General features: G+C 67.5%; 20 protein-coding genes and 1 tRNA gene. 9 read left to right on the top strand and 12 right to left on the bottom strand.

Annotated elements, in window-relative coordinates:
- Nucleotides 1-39: 39 nt before the first annotated feature.
- Nucleotides 40-618 carry a hypothetical protein gene (locus AC1ROY_RS00005; protein WP_493146018.1) on the bottom strand — a complete coding sequence of 193 codons (579 nt, stop codon included), beginning with the start codon at nucleotides 616-618 and terminating at the stop codon, nucleotides 40-42.
- A gap of 343 nt (nucleotides 619-961) precedes the next feature.
- Here AC1ROY_RS00005 and AC1ROY_RS00010 point away from each other — a divergent pair, with 343 nt between their 5' ends.
- The 6 genes from AC1ROY_RS00010 to AC1ROY_RS00035 all read left to right on the top strand — a co-directional run bounded on the left by AC1ROY_RS00010 (nucleotide 962) and on the right by AC1ROY_RS00035 (nucleotide 4338).
- Nucleotides 962-1423 (top strand): hypothetical protein, encoded by a 462-nt coding sequence (locus tag AC1ROY_RS00010; RefSeq protein ID WP_493146019.1) that lies wholly within the window; start codon nucleotides 962-964, stop codon nucleotides 1421-1423.
- Between the two features lie 12 nt (nucleotides 1424-1435).
- Nucleotides 1436-1837: a hypothetical protein gene (locus tag AC1ROY_RS00015; RefSeq protein WP_493146021.1), complete on the top strand. Its 402-nt coding sequence runs from the start codon at nucleotides 1436-1438 to the stop codon at nucleotides 1835-1837.
- 31 nt (nucleotides 1838-1868) lie between these two features.
- Nucleotides 1869-2690, top strand: a complete 822-nt coding sequence (locus AC1ROY_RS00020; RefSeq protein ID WP_493146023.1) for a hypothetical protein — start codon at nucleotides 1869-1871, stop codon at nucleotides 2688-2690.
- Nucleotides 2691-2784: 94 nt separating this feature from the next.
- The gene (locus tag AC1ROY_RS00025; protein WP_493146025.1) at nucleotides 2785-3747 is read left to right on the top strand and encodes a hypothetical protein; all 963 of its coding nucleotides are present in this window, start codon (nucleotides 2785-2787) and stop codon (nucleotides 3745-3747) included.
- Nucleotides 3744-3983, top strand: a complete 240-nt coding sequence (locus AC1ROY_RS00030) for a hypothetical protein (RefSeq protein ID WP_493146026.1) — start codon at nucleotides 3744-3746, stop codon at nucleotides 3981-3983. Before AC1ROY_RS00025 ends, AC1ROY_RS00030 begins: the two co-directional genes overlap by 4 nt.
- A gap of 46 nt (nucleotides 3984-4029) precedes the next feature.
- Nucleotides 4030-4338, top strand: coding sequence for a hypothetical protein (locus tag AC1ROY_RS00035; RefSeq protein ID WP_493146028.1), 309 nt, complete (start codon nucleotides 4030-4032; stop codon nucleotides 4336-4338).
- Here the strand turns inward: AC1ROY_RS00035 and AC1ROY_RS00040 are convergent.
- From AC1ROY_RS00040 to AC1ROY_RS00050, 3 genes are all read right to left on the bottom strand, one after another.
- Nucleotides 4335-5753 carry a site-specific integrase gene (locus AC1ROY_RS00040; RefSeq protein WP_493146030.1) on the bottom strand — a complete coding sequence of 473 codons (1419 nt, stop codon included), beginning with the start codon at nucleotides 5751-5753 and terminating at the stop codon, nucleotides 4335-4337. The two genes, AC1ROY_RS00035 and AC1ROY_RS00040, sit on opposite strands and share 4 nt — an antisense overlap.
- A 136-nt stretch (nucleotides 5754-5889) precedes the next feature.
- Nucleotides 5890-5963: transfer RNA gene (locus AC1ROY_RS00045), tRNA-Pro, on the bottom strand.
- 44 nt (nucleotides 5964-6007) lie between these two features.
- Nucleotides 6008-7420 (bottom strand): FAD-binding oxidoreductase, encoded by a 1413-nt coding sequence (locus tag AC1ROY_RS00050; RefSeq protein WP_493146032.1) that lies wholly within the window; start codon nucleotides 7418-7420, stop codon nucleotides 6008-6010.
- Nucleotides 7421-7528: 108 nt separating this feature from the next.
- On the opposite strand from AC1ROY_RS00050, the gene AC1ROY_RS00055 reads away from it, so the two are divergent.
- Nucleotides 7529-9121 (top strand): GMC family oxidoreductase, encoded by a 1593-nt coding sequence (locus tag AC1ROY_RS00055; protein ID WP_493146034.1) that lies wholly within the window; start codon nucleotides 7529-7531, stop codon nucleotides 9119-9121.
- Between the two features lie 100 nt (nucleotides 9122-9221).
- On the opposite strand, the gene AC1ROY_RS00060 is transcribed toward AC1ROY_RS00055, so the two are convergent.
- Nucleotides 9222-10106 (bottom strand): LysR family transcriptional regulator, encoded by an 885-nt coding sequence (locus tag AC1ROY_RS00060; RefSeq protein WP_493146036.1) that lies wholly within the window; start codon nucleotides 10104-10106, stop codon nucleotides 9222-9224.
- A 104-nt stretch (nucleotides 10107-10210) separates the two neighbouring features.
- Between AC1ROY_RS00060 and AC1ROY_RS00065 the strand changes: the two genes are divergently transcribed.
- Entirely contained in the window at nucleotides 10211-11203 is a 993-nt protein-coding gene (locus tag AC1ROY_RS00065) for an aldo/keto reductase (protein WP_493146038.1), read from the top strand.
- 6 nt (nucleotides 11204-11209) lie between these two features.
- On the opposite strand, the gene AC1ROY_RS00070 is transcribed toward AC1ROY_RS00065, so the two are convergent.
- Nucleotides 11210-12088: a polysaccharide deacetylase family protein gene (locus AC1ROY_RS00070; RefSeq protein WP_493146040.1), complete on the bottom strand. Its 879-nt coding sequence runs from the start codon at nucleotides 12086-12088 to the stop codon at nucleotides 11210-11212.
- Between the two features lie 150 nt (nucleotides 12089-12238).
- Here AC1ROY_RS00070 and AC1ROY_RS00075 point away from each other — a divergent pair, with 150 nt between their 5' ends.
- The gene (locus tag AC1ROY_RS00075) at nucleotides 12239-12790 is read left to right on the top strand and encodes a hypothetical protein (protein WP_493146042.1); all 552 of its coding nucleotides are present in this window, start codon (nucleotides 12239-12241) and stop codon (nucleotides 12788-12790) included.
- Between the two features lie 49 nt (nucleotides 12791-12839).
- Here the strand turns inward: AC1ROY_RS00075 and AC1ROY_RS00080 are convergent, their stop codons facing one another.
- The 6 genes from AC1ROY_RS00080 to AC1ROY_RS00105 all read right to left on the bottom strand — a co-directional run bounded on the left by AC1ROY_RS00080 (nucleotide 12840) and on the right by AC1ROY_RS00105 (nucleotide 18420).
- Nucleotides 12840-13514, bottom strand: coding sequence for a type 1 glutamine amidotransferase domain-containing protein (locus AC1ROY_RS00080; RefSeq protein ID WP_493146044.1), 675 nt, complete (start codon nucleotides 13512-13514; stop codon nucleotides 12840-12842).
- 129 nt (nucleotides 13515-13643) lie between these two features.
- Nucleotides 13644-15260: a peptide chain release factor 3 gene (locus AC1ROY_RS00085; protein ID WP_493146046.1), complete on the bottom strand. Its 1617-nt coding sequence runs from the start codon at nucleotides 15258-15260 to the stop codon at nucleotides 13644-13646.
- A 70-nt stretch (nucleotides 15261-15330) separates the two neighbouring features.
- Nucleotides 15331-16410, bottom strand: coding sequence for a class II fructose-bisphosphate aldolase (gene fbaA, locus AC1ROY_RS00090; protein ID WP_493146048.1), 1080 nt, complete (start codon nucleotides 16408-16410; stop codon nucleotides 15331-15333).
- A 16-nt stretch (nucleotides 16411-16426) separates the two neighbouring features.
- Nucleotides 16427-16798: a 6-pyruvoyl trahydropterin synthase family protein gene (locus AC1ROY_RS00095; protein ID WP_493146050.1), complete on the bottom strand. Its 372-nt coding sequence runs from the start codon at nucleotides 16796-16798 to the stop codon at nucleotides 16427-16429.
- The gene (queE, locus tag AC1ROY_RS00100; protein WP_493146052.1) at nucleotides 16798-17433 is read right to left on the bottom strand and encodes a 7-carboxy-7-deazaguanine synthase; all 636 of its coding nucleotides are present in this window, start codon (nucleotides 17431-17433) and stop codon (nucleotides 16798-16800) included. Before queE ends, AC1ROY_RS00095 begins: the two co-directional genes overlap by 1 nt.
- Before the next feature lie 72 nt (nucleotides 17434-17505).
- Nucleotides 17506-18420 carry a LysM peptidoglycan-binding domain-containing protein gene (locus AC1ROY_RS00105; protein WP_493146054.1) on the bottom strand — a complete coding sequence of 305 codons (915 nt, stop codon included), beginning with the start codon at nucleotides 18418-18420 and terminating at the stop codon, nucleotides 17506-17508.
- Nucleotides 18421-18447: the final 27 nt, after the last annotated feature.

Below are 18447 nucleotides of genomic sequence, written 5' to 3' on the forward strand. Positions count from 1 at the left end.
ATGCCGTGGTGCTGGGCCGCCAGCGACAACGGCTGACCGTCACGCACGAGCCATAAGGGCCTCGTCGCCGCGCTTACGGTGCGGGGTCCAGGCGTTCTTCTTCTCGGGCGCCCAATCGAGCACGAACTTCGTCTCCCACCGCACCACAAACGATTTCTCCAGCCGTCTTTCCAGATCGTCTAGAGCAGCACCCACGCACGCCAGCAGATGGGCGTCGACAAGAGGGTCATGGAGCGATCCGAACCCGTCCTCTGGCGCTGGGTTCGGGTTGAGCTTTCGCACCTCCCTGATGAACATCAGCTCGTTCGAAGGCCGGTAGGGCCCATAGCCGGACATCCGATGGAAGTCGGTCCAATCGCTGCCGCCCATAGTGTCCGGCGTCCATTCGAGGGACAGATTGCCGGGCCTCGTGAGGAAGGCGCTCAGCACGATCCGGGGCTTGGCGCCGCCGGCCCTCCGGCTTCGATTCAGCAGCTTCGGCTGGTCGTAGCTCCACCAGTTGTGCAGATCGCTGATGGCGTACTCGTGATAGGGCTCGCGGACGCCCCAGTAGACGCGCTCCTGGCAGCGCCCAAGATCCGCCGCGGCTTTCCCAGCCTTCGTGAGCGCCAAGATCATGCTGGCGTAGGCCTCATGGAACCTGGCGTGTGGACCCATCGGGTGCAGGCTGACCTTCCGCTCGCGGGTCGTCTCGGCGGATCTTTGACGCGGCATGGGGACCTCGTGCTGACCTGCAGGCCTGATCGTCTGCCCGCCGACCAAGCCTTCAGGCGCCTCGCACCTAACGCAAGGGCGATACCATAATGCCATTTTGGTATTGACCGTCTGATACCATTACGGCATCATCTCCCCCACGGCGACGCTGCCGTGACGGGAGACAATCCATGCAGACCTTCCAGACTGGGTGCGCACCTGCCGCCTACCGCCCGCTCCTCATGGCGGCCCAGCGGAGGACCGAGGGATGAACGCAATAACCAAGCCCGCTGCGTTCGTGCTGGCACTGCCCTTCGGCCGGGAGATGGCCATGGCGCCGGCCTCGCTCGCGCGCTGGGCCACGGAAATGGATCAGCCCTCCGTCAATGAGCTGACGCCTGCTGACCCCGTCCAGGCCGCACTGGTGGATCGAGCGGCCAAGGTTGCGGAGCAGACCTTCGACCTGCTGCTCACGATGCCGGCGACAACCACCGAAGACTGCCTCGCGCAGCTCGTTGTGCTGGTGAACCGCTTCCGGCTTGCGGCGGAGAGCGGCGATCCCGCCGAGGAGATGAAGGAGCGCGTCTGCAATCTGGCCGAGGTGCTGGAGCGCGCCACCCTCTCGCTCGCGAAGATCGATGGCACCGATCCGCGGCCCCTGGGGGCCAGCCTCTTCTTCTATCCGGCGCCCCTCGCGGCCGCTGGCTTTCCCCTTCCGAACAGCAACTGAGGAGACATCACCATGAACGAAGCCACGCATCCGCTCGTCGCGGATTTCTCGCCGACCGAGACGATGGCGCGCCCCCGCGCAGCCGCGGTCTTCGACGCGGCCTCCATGGCCGATCTGGTCTTGTTGGGCCGGCTCTTCTGGGCCGCGATCAACTCCCGCCCCGGCTACACCGACGAGACGGCGGAGCGGATGGACGAGGAGATGAATGTCCTCGCCAGCTTCGATGACGAGCTCACGGGCCGCATCATCGAGCGCGAGCCAAAGAACGCCGAGGAGTATGGCGTCAAGTCCGCATACCTCTTCGGTCGCCTTCGCAGCGACGACATCGGCGATGTCGTCGCGGCCCAAGCGCTGGACGCGCTGGAACACGAGGCCCGCACCATGGCGGGCCTGCCCGCCAACATCGCCGCCTGACCCTCAACCTATCGCAACAAGGTTCGATCCCATGAACGACGCCACCCGCCCCGCCCTGGCCGCATCCACGGCGCTCTCCACCAACGCGACGCCGGCGCGCAGCATGGCCGAGCTCGTACAGGAGCACGCCGAGGCGATGGCCGCCTATCAGGCCCACGGCGGCAACACCGTCCGTTGCGAGGATGATCCCTATTGGATCCGCTACGAGCGCGCCTGCGACGCGATCCACGATGCCCCCTGCAACTCCATCCAGGACATGCTCGCAAAGCTGCGGGCCGCCAAGCTGGAGGTGCGCTCCCCGCACGCTGACAGTGTCCCCGTCGAGGACCGCGGCGAAGATGTCGATCATCTCGCGCACTGCCCCGCCGGCCGCTGGGCATGGGAAATCTGCAACGATCTGCGCCGGCTTTTCGGCACGCCAGCGGCGGCCGATGCCGATCTGATCCAGACGTGCGCGGAACATTCCGCGCTGTCTGGCGAGATCGAGGCCATGTACGCGGCGCTGCCGGATAATGGCCCGCCCACGCCGAAGCAGCAGCTGCCGCTTGGTCGAGCCCATCGCCGGCTGGACCGCGCCGCCAAGGCCTCCATCAAGCTGCGCGCCGCCACCATGGCCGGGCTGATCGCGCGGGCGGAGCAGCTGGCGGCGGCTAACGGCGGCACCTGGATGAACCCGCTTCCGGGCGAGGCGGTCTGCGAAGATCCGGAGATCCCGCTGGCCCGCGCCCTGGTTCGCGACATCCTGGAGATGGCTGGCAAGCCGCTGCCGAGGCGCCGCATGGGCGCAGCGGCCGCCCGCATCGAGAAGCTCGGCAGAAGCGCGGAAACCATGCCAGAGCGGAAAGCACCGTGACTGCTGACATTCGCCCCACCTCGCGAAGGTCCTCGCCCGGCTGGGCGACCACGACGGCGCCGAGGCTGCCCTGCGATCAGGTGGGAGCGCCGGCATGATCGTCCAGAAGATCCGGGATCAGCAAGTGGGCTGGGAGGTATCTCCCCTTCCGCTGCAGTTCGATGATTCGGAGATCGAGCTGCGTAATCGCGAGATTGAGTTCCGAAAAGCACTGCTGACGATGACTAGCGCGCAAAATGGGATCGTTATCCCAAATATCATCGTCAAATTTGATCATGATAGACTTTATGTTCGGGAGATAATCCAATACATTTCGAGCTTTCAAGATCATTTGTGCGGATGGTACGACTGTACTGTCAAATTTGCACAAAAATTCAAACCCATGACCGAATATCTCTGGGTCTGGGGTATCTACCGTGATTCTAATCTTTTCCTGATTCAAAAGATTTCGCACTCGAATGCAATTATCGTATATATCGGAGCACATCTCTCCGGCATAACTAATTCTTTCCAGACGATCATGATACCAAGCGCTGCCGAATTGCTTGACCTGCTTGCGAGCGTACCACGCTGCCGCGCCAATCGCTATCATTGCCACCAACATTTGTGCCCAGCCTGGGGCATTTTGATGGGAGAGCGCCTGCACGATGCAATCCCATCCCTGGCAATAGCCCAATCCAGCCTTCGGAGATTCTTGCGATTCTATACACCACATTTTTGGTGCGCTCCTTTGTGTGCTGCCAGTATGGCACAAGCGAAACGGAGTACACGCCTCTACTTGGAAGGTGTCTCGGGGATCGTCGTGAGCACAGCCAGCTCAAGTCTGGATAAAATGCCCTTTGGCTTCGCCCTGGACTCGGCCGACTTCCACCGCGTCATGCGCGAGGCCCGCACCCACCGTCGGCGGCCAGATGGCCCGGGCCGAGCGGCGCAGCCTCTCCCAGCAGTACGTGTTCGACGCGTTGAACGCGCGGCGGCCGCCCGGGCTCGCCGTCTCCAGACCCTCAGGCTCCAGCAACAGAAGCGATACGTCAAAGTGCGGATTGTGAACGGATGAACACGCCGGCTTCGGATCCAGAATGGCTCTCCCGCGCACAGGCCGCCGTCTGGTTCGCCAGGAAGGGGCTAACACACCTGACCGTGTCGGCGTTGGCCAAGCTGGCGTGGCGGGGTGCCGGACCGGCCTACAAGCGCCTGGGCAAACACGCCTACTACCTGCCTGAGGATCTCGAGGCGTGGCTCAAGGCGGAGATGAAGGAGCCGGTGGGATGCGGACCTGGCAAAGCTGCGTAGCGGTCACACTGCGACCGTAGCTATGCTCACCTCGATGGAGACCTAGATGCGATTGATCGACGCCTATGCCGTCTGGGTGCCTCGGACGGATGAAGTCCATGTCGTGGAGAAGCACCAACTTCCTGCCCTTCTCGATCGTGGCGATACACGCCGGTACTGGATCGGCGTCACGCGCGGCGACTTCGGCGACAAGCTGGAGAAGACACAGGCAGAGTGCGAACTGATGATGTTCATCACCTTCAATACACTGGTTGTACGAGACGCCATCCCCGCCGAGGCCGTTCATCGCGCCTTTCTCAAGGTCGATGAATACCGCCAGCGAATCTCACCCGATACGCCCGGTGCAGACGCTTAAGAGTGGCCTGGGCGTGTGGTAGCTCCGCTTTTCGCGGCGGTGCGGCGAGCTCTTGCCGGCTCCTTTTTCGTCGTCGGGATCTCCACGTCATGGAACGGCTGATCGAAGCCCCAGGTCGTGCGGTCCAGCGGCTTGCCCTGCAGCCGCTCCACCTCCGCCATGACAAGTTCAGCGAACAGCGTGATCGCCTCGCGCTTCTTCATCCAGAACTCGGATCGCTGATAGCTGCCCATCACACCCGGCAGCGTCGCGGCGGCGACGTGGTTGAGCAGCGTGTCGGCGACATGCGGGTCGAAGCCGTGATTGCCGAGCGCCGTCACGATGGTGCGCCGCATATCGTGCAGCGTGCCGCCGTCCAGAGCAGCCTTGGTGCGCATCGCCTCACGGATAGGCGTGATGCCCGAGAGCGGCTTCCCGCCGCGGCCCGAGAACACCAGCGGCGACATCCGCGTTCGGAGCACCCTTCGAGGCGGCAGCCACCGCAGCATTGCCACCAGCGGCGACGGCAGCGGCACGAGGTGGCGGTGGTTGTTCTTGGCGTGCTTCCGCGGCTGGACCCAATGCGGGCCGAGGGTAACGTCGTCCAGCCGCAGGTCCGACCATGCCATCTTCCGCGCTTCCGTCAGCCGCGCGCCGGTCAGCAGGATCAGGCACACCATCGCGCCGCGGCGGCCGAGCTGCGTGCATGCGATCCAGATCTTCGCCGCCTCCTCGAGCGTGTAGTGACCATCGCGGTTGATGGTCTTCCCCTCTACCTCGAACTTTGTCGGCCAGCGGATGGGCAGCCCGCGCAACGCCATCTCGGCGTTGGCGAACTTCGCGAAGCGCGCGGTCGCCTTCCGGAGATTGTGCGCCTGGTAGACCGACGGCGACCGGAAGATCAGGGCCTGCAACTTGCCGGGGTCGAAATCTCCGACCGTGTCCGTGGCCAGCGCCGGGCGCAGCACCTTGACCTCGTAGCGGAGAATCTCCTTCTCGTGCCGGGTGCTCTCGCCGGCCGCCGCATCGGCCGCGATACTGGCTTCCGTGGCGGCCCTCCAGGCGTCCAGGAGCTCGCCGATCGGCAGTGCGCGGCGTCGGGCCTCCTCCGCCTGCCTCAGGGCCTCCTGGGCGCGCTGCGCGGCGGCTGCGACCTCTTCTGCCCGTTGGCCCAGCAGATCCTGACGGAAGCCCGCGGCGGCCTTCACGCGGCGCGCCTCCTCCCGCGCCTGGTCGGGCAGGACGGTCGGATACTCGCCCAGTGTCAGGAACCGCTGCCGGGCCTCGCCTTTGACCCGGTACCGGAGGAAGTACGAGATCGTGCCGTCAGGGGTGTGGCGCACTCCGAAGCCAGGCAGTTCATCGTCACCGTGGACGGCGCGGGTCGCCGGCCTGTTGCGCTGCATGTCCTTCAGGGTCTGTTTCGTGATTCGCATAAGCAGGGGTCCGGCGGCTCAGGGCACTCACCGGGCTATCACAAAAACGGAAAAGGAGGGAACCTATCGCGAACTCCAGGAATTCAGCGGAACTGATCGGTTGGCCGGAAACCCGCGGAAATCTTGGTAAAACGCATCGGGGCGAGAGGATTCGAACCTCCGACCTCCTGCTCCCAAAGCAGGCGCACTACCAGGCTGTGCTACGCCCCGTCGCCCGGCTGTTTAGGGGCAGGCTCCCAACGCAGCAAGCGGCATCAGGCCGGCGGCAGCACCTTGCCCGGGTTCATCCGTCCCTCCGGATCCAGCGCGGCCTTGATGGTCCGCATCAGATCCACCGCCACCGGCGACTTCAGCAGCGCCATGCTGGGCCGCTTCGACTGGCCGATGCCATGCTCCGCGGAAAAGCTGCCGCCCAGCTCCACCGCGATCTCGCTCACCCGGGTCTCGAATTCCGGGGCCCGGGCCTGGAACTCGGCGAATCCCATGCCGATCGGTGCCTTCATCGAGAGGTGGATGTTGCCGTCGCCCAGATGGCCCAGCGCCACCATCCGCCCCTCCGGCCAGCGCGTCGCGATCAGGGCGGCGCAGCGCTCCAGGAATTCCGGCACGGCCGAGACCGGCACGCAGGTATCCGTCGGCAGGCCCGGCGCCTCGATGCGCGAGGCCTCCGGGAAGGTCTCGCGGATGTTCCAGAGGTTCTGGCGCTGCGCCTCGCTCTCGCAGATCACCACATCCTCGGCCTCGCCGGCCTCGATCCCCGCCATCAGCGCCGCCTCCAGCGCCTCGCGCACGGGGATGGCGGGATGTGTGCTGGCGGCCTCGATCAGGACGAACCACTCGGTGCTCAGCGGCATCGGCTCGCGGACATTGGTGCCGTATTTCAGCGTGATCTCGATGCAGTTGCGCTGGATCAACTCGAAGGCGACGAGCTCCGCGCCGCTCTCCTGGCAACGGGCATAGAGGCGCAGCGCCTCCTGCGGCGAGCGCACCGCGGCCAGCGCCGTCTCGCGCTTCGCCAGCTTCGGGAAGAGCCGCAGCGAGGCCGCGGTGATGACGCCCAGCGTCCCCTCCGCGCCGATGAAGAGGTGCTTCAGCGCATAGCCGGAATTGTCCTTCCGGACGCGGCGCAGGTCGTCCAGCACGCGGCCGTCGGGCAGCACCACCTCGACGCCCAGCACGAGGTCGCGCGCATTGCCGTAGCGGATGGTGCTGATGCCGCCCGTGTTGGTGGAGAGCGCGCCGCCCACCATGGCGCTGCCCTGTGCACCGAAATGCAGCGGAAAGAGGCGGCCGGCCTCGGTCGCGGCGTTCTGGACCGCCTCGATGGTGCAGCCGGCCTCGGCGACGAGCGAATTGTCCAGCGGGTCCACGGAGCGGAAGCGGTTCATGCGCTCCAGACTCAGCACGACGCTGGCCGGCCCCTGCGCCATCGGCACCGCGGCGCCGCAGAGCGAGGTGCGACCGCCGGCGGGCACCACGGCCAGGCCGAGCTCGGCGCAGGCGCGCAGGGCGGCGCTCACCTGCGCCGTGTCGGAGGGCTTCAGAACCGCGACCGGCGTGCCGCGGTAGACGCCGCGCCAGTCCACGGCATAGGGCGCGACCTCGGATTCATCGCGAACGCAGCCGGCAGGACCGAGCGCTTGGGTGAGGACATCGAGCGGGGACATGCCCGCATGGCAAACCCGGGCCGGCCCCGCGTCAAGCCACGGTGCGACGGGTTGACCCTTGATGGCGCGGCGAGGACCATCGCCAAAATCAACCGGGGAGGCAGCGCCGTGGACGAGACCGATGTGGTGGTGGTGGGCAGCGGCTCGGCCGGGAGCGCCCTGGCGGGTCGGCTCAGCGAGGATCCGAAGATCCGCGTGACGGTGCTCGAGGCCGGCAGCCGCGACCGGAATCCCTGGCTGCACGTGCCGATCGGCTACGCCAAGACCATGTACCACCCCACCATCAGCTGGAATTTCGCCACCGAGGCAGAGGGCGAGCTGGCCGGACGCTCCGTCCCCTGGCCGCGCGGGCGCGTGCTGGGCGGGTCCTCGGCGATCAACGGGCTCATCTACATCCGCGGCCAGGCGGAGGATTACGACCACTGGCGCCAGCTCGGCTGCACGGGCTGGGGCTTCGACGACTGCCTGCCCTATTTCAAGAAGGCCGAGCGGCAGGAGCGCGGCCCCGACGCGCTGCACGGCGCGGACGGACCGCTTTCGGTGACCGACCTGCGCGAGAAGGGCGTGCTGGAGCGCGCCTTCATCGACGCCGCCAAGGAGCTGGGATTCCCGGAGAACCCCGACTTCAACGGCCCCGTGCAGGAGGGCGCCGGCTGGTACCAGGTGACGGTGCGCGACGGCTTCCGCTGCTCGGCGGCCACCGCTTATCTCAAGCCCGCGATGAAGCGGCCAAACCTGCGGGTGATCACCGACGCGCATGTGGAGCGCATCGTGATCGAGGACGGCCGCGCGACGGGCGTGGTCTACCGCGTCGGCAACGAGACCCGGACGCTGACGGCAAAGCGCGAGGTGGTGCTGAGCTCCGGCGCCATCGGCAGCCCGCATCTCATGATGCTCTCGGGCCTCGGGCCCGCGGCGCACCTGGCCGAGATGGGCATCGAGGTAAAGCGCGACATCCCCGGCATCGGCCAGAACCTGCAGGACCATCTGCAAGCGCGGCTCATCTACCGCGCGAGCCAGCGCGTCACGGTCAACGAGCGCATGGGCTTCTTCGGCATGGCCCGGATGGGCGCGCAATTCGCCCTGACGCGCCGCGGCCCGCTGAGCTTCGCGGCGGCCACTTCCGGCCTCTTCGCGCGCGTCCTGCCGCAAAGCGCGACGCCGGACGTGCAGTTCCACTTCATCCCCTGGAGCGCAGATTCCGTGAAGGAAGGGCTGCACAAGTTCCCGGGCTTCACGGTGAGCGTCTGCCAGCTCCGGCCGGAGAGCCGGGGCGAGATCAAGCTGGCCAGCACGGACCCGCTGGCCAAGCCGAGGATTCACGCGCGCTACCTCACCAGCGAGACGGACAAGCAGTGCATGGTGGAGGGCGTGAAGCTGGCCAAGCGCCTCGCCGACACGCAGTCGCTCGGCCGCTTCATCGCGGACCGCTACTCGCCGCCGGAGGGCACGCCGGACACCGACGCGGCCTGGCTCGACTTCGTGCGCAAGACGAGCGGCACGATCTACCACCCGACGGGCACCTGCCGCATGGGCGAGGATGACGCCGCCGTCGTGGACACGCAGCTGCGCGTGAACGGCGTCGGCAACCTGCGCGTGGCCGACGGCAGCATCATGCCGACGGTGGTGAGCGGGAACACCAATGCCGGCTGCATCATGATCGGCGAGCGCTGCGCCGATTTCATGAAGCGGGCCGCCTGAACCATGATGCGTTCGCATTCGCTCAGGCATCATGGTCCAGGCTGTTGTTTTGGCGCGTGATTCAGACCTGCGGCGCCTTCACGCCTTCAGCCATCACGCTTTAGCCCGCCCGGATCAGGTCCACGAAGGCCCGTAGCCCGGCCGGCATCAGGCGCCGGCTGGGGTAGTAGAGGACCGGCCCGGGAAAGGGCTCGCACCAGTCGTCGAGCACCGATTCCAGCGTGCCGGCGGCAAGGTCCGCCTCCGCATATTCCGAGAAGAGGGCGGCCAGACCGAACCCCTCCCGCGCGGCCTGCAGGGCCATGGAGGAATCCGTGCTGGCGAAGGGGCCCCGCGGCGCCACGCGCAGCTCGCGCCCGCCCTGTTCGAAGACCCAGTCCGGCTGATTGCCACGCGGGAAGATGTGAGAGAAGCAGCGATGCGCGACCAGCTCCTCGGGGTACTTAGGCCGGCCGTGACGCGCGAAATAGGCCGGCGATCCCACGACCTGGAAGCGCTGCGGCCCGCCCAGCGACACCGCGATCATGTCCTGGTCCAGGCTCTCGTCGTAGCGCACGCCGGCGTCGAAGCCGGCCGCCACGATGTCGATGAAGGCCTCCTCCGACACGACCTCGACGCGCATGCCGGGAAAGGCCGCCATGAAGCGCAGCACCCAGGGCATCAGCCGGAACTCGATGGCCGGGCGAGGACCATTGATGCGCAGCGTACCGACGGGCTCGCGGCTGAAGCTGCCGATATTCGCCACCGCCTCGCCGATGGTGGCCAGCGCGGGCGTCACCCGCTCCAGCAGGCTCGCACCCGCCTCGGTCAGCGCCACGCTGCGGGTGGTGCGGTTGAAGAGCCGCACGCCCAGCTGCTCCTCCAGCTCGCGGATGCTCTCGCTGACGCTGGCGGCCGAGAGCCCCAGCTCGGCGGCCGCCCGGCGAAAGTTCAGATGCCGGGCGACAACGGAGAAGAGGCCGAGGCGATTCAGGTCTTGTGCCATGATTGTCAGGCATAGCCGAATGGCTCATTCGAATCCATTCGGGTTAACCCGGATAATCGCCGCGCCTAGGTTCCGCTCCCGCCTGACCCGAAAGGATGCGCGCCATGATCACCCGGCAACTTGGAACCACCGGCCCCACCGTCTCCGCCCTCGGCCTCGGTGCCATGGGCATGTCCGACTTCTACGGCCCCGCCGACCGCGGCGAGAGCATCGCCACGATCCACGCCGCGATGGCGGCCGGCATCACCCTCATCGACACCGGCGATTTCTACGGCATCGGCCATAACGAGCTGCTGATCCGCGAGGCGCTCCTCGGCCAACCGCGCGACAAGGTGGTGATCAGCGTGAAGTTCGGCGCGCTGCGCGACCCCGCCGGCGGCTGGACCGGCTACGACGCCAGCCCGCGCGCCATGAAGAATGCGCTGGCGCACAGCCTGACCCGGCTCGGCACGGACCATATCGACATCTACCGCCCCGCCCGGCTCGATCCGAATGTCCCGATCGAGGAGACCGTCGGCGCGATGGCCGAGATGGTGAAGGCCGGCTACATCCGCCACATCGGGCTGTCCGAGGTCGGCGCGGAGACCATCCGCCGCGCCCATGCGGTGCATCCGATCACCGACCTGCAGATCGAATACTCGCTCATTTCCCGCAACCTGGAGCGCGAGATCCTGCCCACGCTGCGGGAGCTCGGCATCGGCATGACCGCCTATGGCGTGCTTTCGCGCGGCCTGATCAGCGGCCACTGGAGCAAGGCGCGCGATGCGGCGCCGGACTTCCGTGCCATGAGCCCGCGCTTCCAGGGCGAGAACCTCGACGCCAACCTGGCACTGGTGGAGAAGCTGCGTGAGATCGCCCAGCGCAAGGGCGTGACCGTCGCGCAGCTCGCCATTGCCTGGGTGGCGGCGCAGGGGACCGACATCGTGCCGCTGGTCGGCGCGCGGAAGCGGGACCGCCTCGCCGAGGCCCTCGGCTCGCTGGTCGTCGCGCTAACGCCGGCCGACCTCGCGGAAATCGAGGCCGCCGTGCCCAGGGGCGCCGCCGCCGGCGAGCGATACAACGAGCACGGCATGGCCACACTTGACAGCGAGCGGTGATCGCGATCAGGGGGCGGGAAACCGCCTCCTGAAATCCCTCACGACCTCTTCCAGCGGCAGGAAGCGCACGCCAGGCTGGCGCATCATGTGCCCGATCAGCCGCTCCAGCATGAGCAGCACCTGCGGCCGGCCGGAGACGTCCGGATGGATGGTCATCGGCACCACCGCGTAGTCGTACTCGCGGTAGATGAAGTCGAAATGGTCGCGCCAGATCTGCTCCAGCGCGTGCGGGCTCACATAGCCGTGGCTGTTCGGGAACTTCTTCACGAACATCATCGGCGGCAGGTCGTCGAGGTACCAGGAGGCGGGGATCTCCACGAGCGTCGTGACATGCCCCTTGGTGAAGGGCTTCATCCAGCTCTCAGCCGGCTGGGAATAGTCGATCGGCGTCCAGGCGTCGCCAAGGCGGACATAGTAGGGCAGCGCGTCGTGGTGCATGAGCGAGTGGTCGTACTGGATTCCGCGCTCGATCAGGATCTCGATGCTGGTGGCGCTCACCTCCCACCAGGGCGCGACGTAGCCCACGGGCTTGCGGCCCCAGTGCTTCTCGATGAGGCCGATGCATTTATGAAAGATCGCCTCCTCCTGCATGCGGCTGAGGGCCAGCGGGTTCTCGTGGCTGTAGCCGTGCAGGCCGACCTCGTGGCCGGCCTTGGCCACCATGTCGGTGGCTTCCGGGAAGCTCTCGATGGTGTGGCCGGGGATGAACCAGGACTGCTTGATCCCGAAGCGCTCGAAGAGCTTGAGGATGCGCGGCATGCCCACCTCGGCCGCGAAGACGCCGCGGCTGATGTCGCCCGGGCTGTCCTCGCCCCCGTAGCTGCCGAGCCAGCCCGCCACCGCGTCGCAATGCACACTGAAGGCGCAGATGATGTCCTTGGGCATGCGCGGCTCCCTGCCTTTTGCCCGAGGCTAGCGGTCCCAGCGGCCCGCGCCTATTCCCGGCGTTCCAAAAGGCCGGCCGGAGGGTGGTCGTGCTTGCGGCGGCATGAGCCACCTGCCTAGCCTGCGGCCCGCTCGCAGGAAGATCCCCCCATGACGACGCTCCGCACCGCCGGCCGCTCCACCTCACGGCGCGGCTGCGCCTGCTGCATGCCGAGTCTGGGCCGCCGCGGCGTGCTGGGCCTCGCCGCCAGCGCGCTCCTCGCCCCGATGGCGCGCGCGGAGGACGGCACGGCCTATGACTCCCTGCTGCTCACCTGCATCGACCCGCGCTTCGTCACGCCGGTGAATGCCTGGATGGGTACGCGCGGCCTCACCGGGAAGTTTAGCCAGTTCGCCATCGCCGGCGCGCCGGTCGGCGTCGTGGCGCCGGCCTTCGCCACCTGGCACACAGCCTTCTGGGACAATCTCGGCGCCTCGATCCAGCTGCACCGGATCACGCGCGTCATCGCCGTCAGCCATCGCGACTGCGGCGCGGCGGCCATCGCCTATGGCGAGGCGTCGATCGCGACGCCCGAGGCGGAGACGACCCTGCACCGCCGCGTCTATGCTGAATTCAAGGCGGAGCTCGCCCGCCGCCAGCCGGCAATGCGCGCCGAGGGCGGGCTGATGGCACTGAACGGCACCATTGAGATGTTCGCCTGAAGCCTGGCCCCAGGCGGCCGCCGCGACCGCGGCGGCCCTGTTCATCGATTCACGCCAGCCTTTTCAAGGCGGCCAGCAGCTCCTTCGCCAGCGGTCCTGCCGAGGCGGGATTCTGGCCGGTGATGAGGCGGCCATCGACGATGACGTGCGGTTGCCAGTTGGCCGTGGACGAGTACTCGGCACCTTCCGCCCTCAAGGCGTCCTCGAGCTCGTAGGGCACGTCCTCGCGGGCGTAGTCGTACTCCTCCTTCTTCGAGAAGGAGGTGAGCTTCTTGCCGCGCACGAAGGGCGTGCCGTCACCGAGATCCACGCCGAGCAGCGAGCATGGACCGTGACAGACCGCGGTCACGAGCTTGCCCGTGGTCCAGGCGCGCACGACGGCCTTCTGAACATCGGCATTGCGCTGGATGTCGACCATGGGTCCGAGGCCGCCCGGCACCAGGATGGCGTCGTAGTCCGCGGCGTCCACTTCGGACAGCTTGCGGCTGTGATTCAGTCGACGAAAGGCCTTACTCTCGAGAAACTCCTTCTGGGCAGGATCTTTCTCGTCATAGGCGTCGTAGGGCGTCCATCCGCCGGCGGGGGAGGCGAATTCCACCGCGATGCCCGCCTTGTCGAGGACCTCGAAGGGATGGGCGACCTCGGCGAAGAAGAAGCCGGTCTTGCGATTGTGCGGGCCGATCACGGATGCGTTGGTGACGATGAAGAGGACGTGCTGAGTCATGGCTTTCTCCTTGCGCACCATCCCCTACGCGCAAACGCCGGGCCCAGCCGGTCAAGCTTGGTAAAATGAAGTAAAGACCAACGATGCGCAGCCGCTGCCCCCCCGGGGGGAACCGGGCCGGAAACGGAATCAGCGCTCCGAAAGGCTGTGCTGCTCGCGCAGGGCGTGAAAGCTCAGCGTCTTCCACTCGTCCTCGGCCCGCTTGCGCCGCCAGTCGGAGGTGAAGAGCGCCACCAGCTCGCCGTCATGGTCCTCGGCCAGCTCGTGGCGATTGAACTGCTTGAACTTCTCCAGCGAGGGCTGGTCCGTCGTGCTGACCCAGCGCAGGTATTCCCACTGGGTCTGCTCGAAGCCCGCGGGCACGCCGTATTCCACCTTGAGCCGGCTCTGCAGCACGTCGACCTGCAGCAGGCCGACCACGCCGATCACCGGCGGCGAGCCGTCCAGCGGGCGGAAAATCTGCACCACCCCCTCGTCGGCCAGCTGCTCCAGCGCCTTGTTGAGCTTCTTCGCCAGCATGGGGTCGTCCAGCCGCACCCGGCGCAGGTGCTCGGGCGCGAAGGACGGGACACCCCGGAAGTTGATGGGCTCGCCCTCGGTCAGCGTGTCGCCGATGCGCAGGATGCCGTGGTTGGCGATGCCCACCACGTCGCCCGGCCAGGCCTCCTCCGCCACCTGGCGGTCCTTCGCGAAGAAGAAGAGCGGCGCGTTCACCGGCACCTGCTTGCCCGTGCGGACCTGCAACAGGCGAGCGCCCTTCTCCAGCCGTCCCGAGCAGATGCGCAGGAAGGCCACGCGGTCGCGGTGCTGCGGGTCCATGTTGGCTTGCACCTTGAAGACGAAGCCGGTCAGCTTCGGCTCGCCCGGATCGACCACGCGCGCATCGGCCCGGCGCGGCCGCGGCGGCGGGGCGAGGCGGCCCAGCCCGTCCAGCAGGTGGCCGACGCCGAAGTCGCGCAGCGCGCTGCCGAAGAAGACGGGCGTCATGGTGCCCTGGAGGAAGGCCTCCTCGTCGAATTCGGGATAGCCGCCGGTGACGAGATCCGCCTGCTCGCGCAGCTCGGCGAGGCGGTCGGCGGGGATCATCCTGTCGAGCGCCGGATCCGCCAGCCCCTCCACGGGGATGTGGCTGCCGTCCTGCGTGTCCAGCAGGCGCACGGCGGGGCTCAGGAGGTCGTAGACGCCGAGCAGGTCGCGCCCCTGCCCGATCGGCCAGGCGGCGGGCGAGACGTCGAGCGCCAAGGTCTTCTCAATCTCGTCGAGCAGCTCCAGCGGGTCGCGCCCATCGCGGTCCATCTTGTTGATGAAGGTGATGATGGGGATGTCGCGCAGGCGGCAGACCTCGAAGAGCTTGAGCGTCTGCGCCTCGATGCCCTTGGCCGCGTCGAGCACCATCACCGCCGCGTCTACGGCGGTCAGCGTCCGGTAGGTGTCCTCGGAGAAGTCCTCGTGGCCGGGCGTGTCGAGCAGGTTGAAGATCAGGTTGTCGCGCTCGAAGGTCATCACCGAGGTGGCGACCGAGATGCCGCGGTCCTGCTCGATGCTCATCCAGTCCGAGCGCGTCGAGCGGCGGTTGCCCTTGGCGCGCACGGCACCGGCGAGCTGGATGGCGCCGCCCTTGAGCAGCAGCTTTTCCGTCAGCGTGGTCTTGCCGGCGTCCGGATGCGCGATGATCGCGAAGCTGCGGCGGCGCGCGGCCTCGTGCGCCGCATCCGAGCCGGCGGGAGTATGGGGCAAAGTGTCCATTTGCACAGGCAGATGGCATGCCGGCCGCCCGGGGTCGAGGGCAACCTGCCCCCGGCCCCGGAATACCAGATCAGCCGGCCAGGCTGCGCCCGGCCGAGCCCAGGTCGGCGAAGGCCTCGTTCAACCGCGCCACCACGCCCTTCTCGCCCGCGCGCAGCCACTTGCGGGGGTCGTAGAGCTTCTTGGTCGGCTTGCCGTTGGAGGGGTCGATCTGGTGGGTGAAAGCCACCGGATTGGCCTGGACATAGGCGCCCACCGGCTCGGCGAAGGCGAACTGCGTGTCGGTGTCGATGTTCATCTTGAACACGCCGTAGGAGACGGCCTCGGCGATCTTGTCCTTCTCGGAGCCCGAACCGCCGTGGAAGACCAGGCTCATCGGCTTGGAGCCGCCGCCGAACTTCTGCGAGACGGCCTCCTGCGAGGCCTTCAGGATCTCCGGCCGCAGCTTCACGTTGCCCGGCGCGTAGACGCCGTGGACGTTGCCGAAGGAGGCCGCCATGGTCACGTGGCCGAGCGGGGACAGGACTTCCCAGGCCTTCAGCACGTCCTCGGGCTGGGTGTAGAGGTGGGCGTTCTCGGCCGATTCCTCGACGTCGTGGCCGATGCCGTCCTCCTCGCCGCCGGTCACGCCGAGCTCGATCTCCAGGCTCATGCCGAGCTTGGCCATGCGCTTCAGCACGCGGGCGCACTCGGCGATGTTGGTGTCCAGCGGCTCGGCCGAGAGGTCGATCATGTGGGACGAGAAGAGCGGCTTGCCGGCACGCGCCTTGTGGTCCTCGCCGGCGTCGATCATCGCGTCGACCCAGGGGAGCAGCGAGCGGTCGGCGTGGTCGGTGTGCAGCACGACGCAGATGCCGTAGGCCGCGGCCACCGTGTGGACATGCTGGGCGGCCGAGACGGCGCCGAGCAGGCGGGCCGCATTGGCGTCGGGGCAGCCCTCGCCGGCGAAGAAGCGCGCGCCGCCGTTGGAGAGCTGGATGATCACATCGGACTTGTTCTTGGCTGCCGCCTCCAGCACCGCGTTGATGCTGTTGGTGCCGACCACGTTCACGGCCGGCAGCGCGTAGCCGCCCTCGCGGCAGGCTTCGAGGAGCTCGAGATAGTCATCGCCGGTGACGACGCCCGGCTTCAGCTTGGTGGTCACCGACATGTAGGTTCCTTTTCTGTCAGGCAGCGGATGGGCCGAAATAGGAGCAGGTATCGCCTTCGGAGTCCCGATACACGGTGACCTTGGCAAGGTTGGGGCAATCCGTCTCCAGCTTTTGCCAGATCCAGGCGGAGAGGCTTTCCAGCGTGGGAGGGCCGAGATCCGGCACGTCGTCCAGGAAGCGGTGGTCCAGCCCGTCGCGCACCCCCTCCAGCGCGCGGCGGAACAGGCCGAGGTCCATCACCATGCCGGTCTCGGGATCGCGCGGGCCGCGGAGCGTGACCTCGGCGCGGTAGGAATGGCCGTGGATGCGGCGGCTGGGCTCGGCGTCGACGGTGCGGTGGAGCGTGTGCGCCGCCTCGAAGCGGAACTGCTTGCTGAGCTCGAACATCAGGGGATTCCCAGCAGCTTGTGCGTCTGCAGGCTGAGGCGCCATTGCGGATGCGCCAGGCAGTAGGCGACGGCGGCCGCGGTGTTCTGCGCCTGGGCGGGGCCGTCCATGGGCTGCAGGAGGAAGTCGGCGAAGTCCAGCGCCTCGAAGCGGGTGGGGTCCACGGCGGGCTGCGGGAAGATCAGCTTGAGCTCGTCCCCGGCCGTGACGGCCAGCGGCGCGCCGGATTTCGGGCTGACGCAGACCCAGTCCAGACCCTCGGGCGGGGCGATGGTGCCGTTGGTCTCGACGGCGATGCAGAAACCCTCGGCATGCAGGGCCTCGATCAGGGCGGCATCCACCTGGAGCAGCGGCTCGCCGCCGGTCAGCACGACGAAGCGCTCGGCCCGGGTCGCCCCCGTCCAGGCCCCCGTGATGGCCGCTGACAGGGCCGCGGCATCGGCGAATCGCCCGCCGCCCGGGCCGTCCAGGCCGACGAAATCCGTGTCGCAGAAGGTGCAGACGGAGGTGGCGCGGTCCTCCTCCCGCCCGGACCACAGGTTGCAGCCCGCGAAGCGGCAGAACACGGCGGGGCGGCCGGCCTGACGGCCCTCGCCCTGCAGCGTGTAGAAGATCTCCTTGACGGCATAGCTCATCGCACCCGGCCCTTAGCGCCGCGCAGCCCTCTTGTCACCGCATGGAATGCGGGCGATGGGCCGGGAACCCGCTCAGCGCCAGGTCAGGCCCGGCCGCCAGCCCGCCGCGACGCGCCGGCTCTCGTCGAGCTGCGCCGGGGTGATCGAGGCCGGCAGGGGAATCTCGATCCAGATGCCCACGGGCAGCACGTTGTAGTTGCTGGAGAGCGCCTTGCCGCGGTTCTGCATCCAGATCAGCGGCCATTTCATCGGATCCTTGTAGATCCTCTTCGCCAGCTGCGAGAGCGTGTCGCCCTTCCTGACCTTGCGCCGGTAGGTGATGGTGACGCCCATGGGGTTGGGATGGGTCGGCGGCGCGCCGACGCGGCTGTCCAGCTCAGCGGCCACGATGCGGTCCAGATCGCCGGTCGAGGTGTTCTGGGCGCCCTTGCTCAGGCCGAAATTGATCCCCGCCATGTCCGGGCCTTTGAACTGGCGCGCATTGTCCCGGATGTTCTGGATGACCACACGGCTGCGATAGGGCTGGCCCTTCTCCTCGCGCTCGGATTCCTGGAGATGGATGCGAATGGGGCCGACGCCGAACTCCCAGACGGCCGTCGCGGCGACGGGAATGCCGACGAGCGGGCCGAAGATGTCGCCATGGAGCGCGGACACATAGAAATGCTCCACATTGGCGATCTGCTTCGCCGTGAAGTCCGTGTCGCGCCTGAAGCGGTCCTTGAAGAAGTCGTTGATGAAGCGGACGCCGCCGTCGTCCTTGTCGGTCTGCCAGTCGAGCTGCTCGCGGGCGTTGGTGATCCAGTCGCGCGCGAGGAGCACGCGCCGGGTGGTGACCGGCACGGCGTTGCTCACGAAGGCGAAGGCGGTGTGCAGGGGATGGAGGTTCTTCCAGGCCGGGTCGTTGGCGGGCTTGCCGGCGATCTCCCAGACGGTGGTCGCGAGAAGCTTCTCGTTGGGATTGGTGAAGTAGTCGCCTGGTTCGGCCATCGGACCCTCCTTCCTGCAAGCCCTCGT

Source organism: Roseococcus sp. GW821-FHT12F05 (assembly GCF_058806835.1).

Excerpts from the sequence above, each read along its gene's own strand:
- AC1ROY_RS00005 (WP_493146018.1), bottom strand. The coding sequence starts at position 618 with ATGATCTTGGCGCTCACGAAGGCTGGGAAAGCCGCGGCGGATCTTGGG.
- AC1ROY_RS00010 (WP_493146019.1), top strand. The coding sequence starts at position 962 with ATGAACGCAATAACCAAGCCCGCTGCGTTCGTGCTGGCACTGCCCTTC.
- AC1ROY_RS00015 (WP_493146021.1), top strand. The coding sequence starts at position 1,436 with ATGAACGAAGCCACGCATCCGCTCGTCGCGGATTTCTCGCCGACCGAG.
- AC1ROY_RS00020 (WP_493146023.1), top strand. The coding sequence starts at position 1,869 with ATGAACGACGCCACCCGCCCCGCCCTGGCCGCATCCACGGCGCTCTCC.
- AC1ROY_RS00025 (WP_493146025.1), top strand. The coding sequence starts at position 2,785 with ATGATCGTCCAGAAGATCCGGGATCAGCAAGTGGGCTGGGAGGTATCT.
- AC1ROY_RS00030 (WP_493146026.1), top strand. The coding sequence starts at position 3,744 with ATGAACACGCCGGCTTCGGATCCAGAATGGCTCTCCCGCGCACAGGCC.
- AC1ROY_RS00035 (WP_493146028.1), top strand. The coding sequence starts at position 4,030 with ATGCGATTGATCGACGCCTATGCCGTCTGGGTGCCTCGGACGGATGAA.
- AC1ROY_RS00040 (WP_493146030.1), bottom strand. The coding sequence starts at position 5,753 with ATGCGAATCACGAAACAGACCCTGAAGGACATGCAGCGCAACAGGCCG.
- AC1ROY_RS00050 (WP_493146032.1), bottom strand. The coding sequence starts at position 7,420 with ATGTCCCCGCTCGATGTCCTCACCCAAGCGCTCGGTCCTGCCGGCTGC.
- AC1ROY_RS00060 (WP_493146036.1), bottom strand. The coding sequence starts at position 10,106 with ATGGCACAAGACCTGAATCGCCTCGGCCTCTTCTCCGTTGTCGCCCGG.
- AC1ROY_RS00065 (WP_493146038.1), top strand. The coding sequence starts at position 10,211 with ATGATCACCCGGCAACTTGGAACCACCGGCCCCACCGTCTCCGCCCTC.
- AC1ROY_RS00070 (WP_493146040.1), bottom strand. The coding sequence starts at position 12,088 with ATGCCCAAGGACATCATCTGCGCCTTCAGTGTGCATTGCGACGCGGTG.
- AC1ROY_RS00075 (WP_493146042.1), top strand. The coding sequence starts at position 12,239 with ATGACGACGCTCCGCACCGCCGGCCGCTCCACCTCACGGCGCGGCTGC.
- AC1ROY_RS00080 (WP_493146044.1), bottom strand. The coding sequence starts at position 13,514 with ATGACTCAGCACGTCCTCTTCATCGTCACCAACGCATCCGTGATCGGC.
- AC1ROY_RS00085 (WP_493146046.1), bottom strand. The coding sequence starts at position 15,260 with ATGGACACTTTGCCCCATACTCCCGCCGGCTCGGATGCGGCGCACGAG.
- fbaA (WP_493146048.1), bottom strand. The coding sequence starts at position 16,410 with ATGTCGGTGACCACCAAGCTGAAGCCGGGCGTCGTCACCGGCGATGAC.
- AC1ROY_RS00095 (WP_493146050.1), bottom strand. The coding sequence starts at position 16,798 with ATGTTCGAGCTCAGCAAGCAGTTCCGCTTCGAGGCGGCGCACACGCTC.
- queE (WP_493146052.1), bottom strand. The coding sequence starts at position 17,433 with ATGAGCTATGCCGTCAAGGAGATCTTCTACACGCTGCAGGGCGAGGGC.
- AC1ROY_RS00105 (WP_493146054.1), bottom strand. The coding sequence starts at position 18,420 with ATGGCCGAACCAGGCGACTACTTCACCAATCCCAACGAGAAGCTTCTC.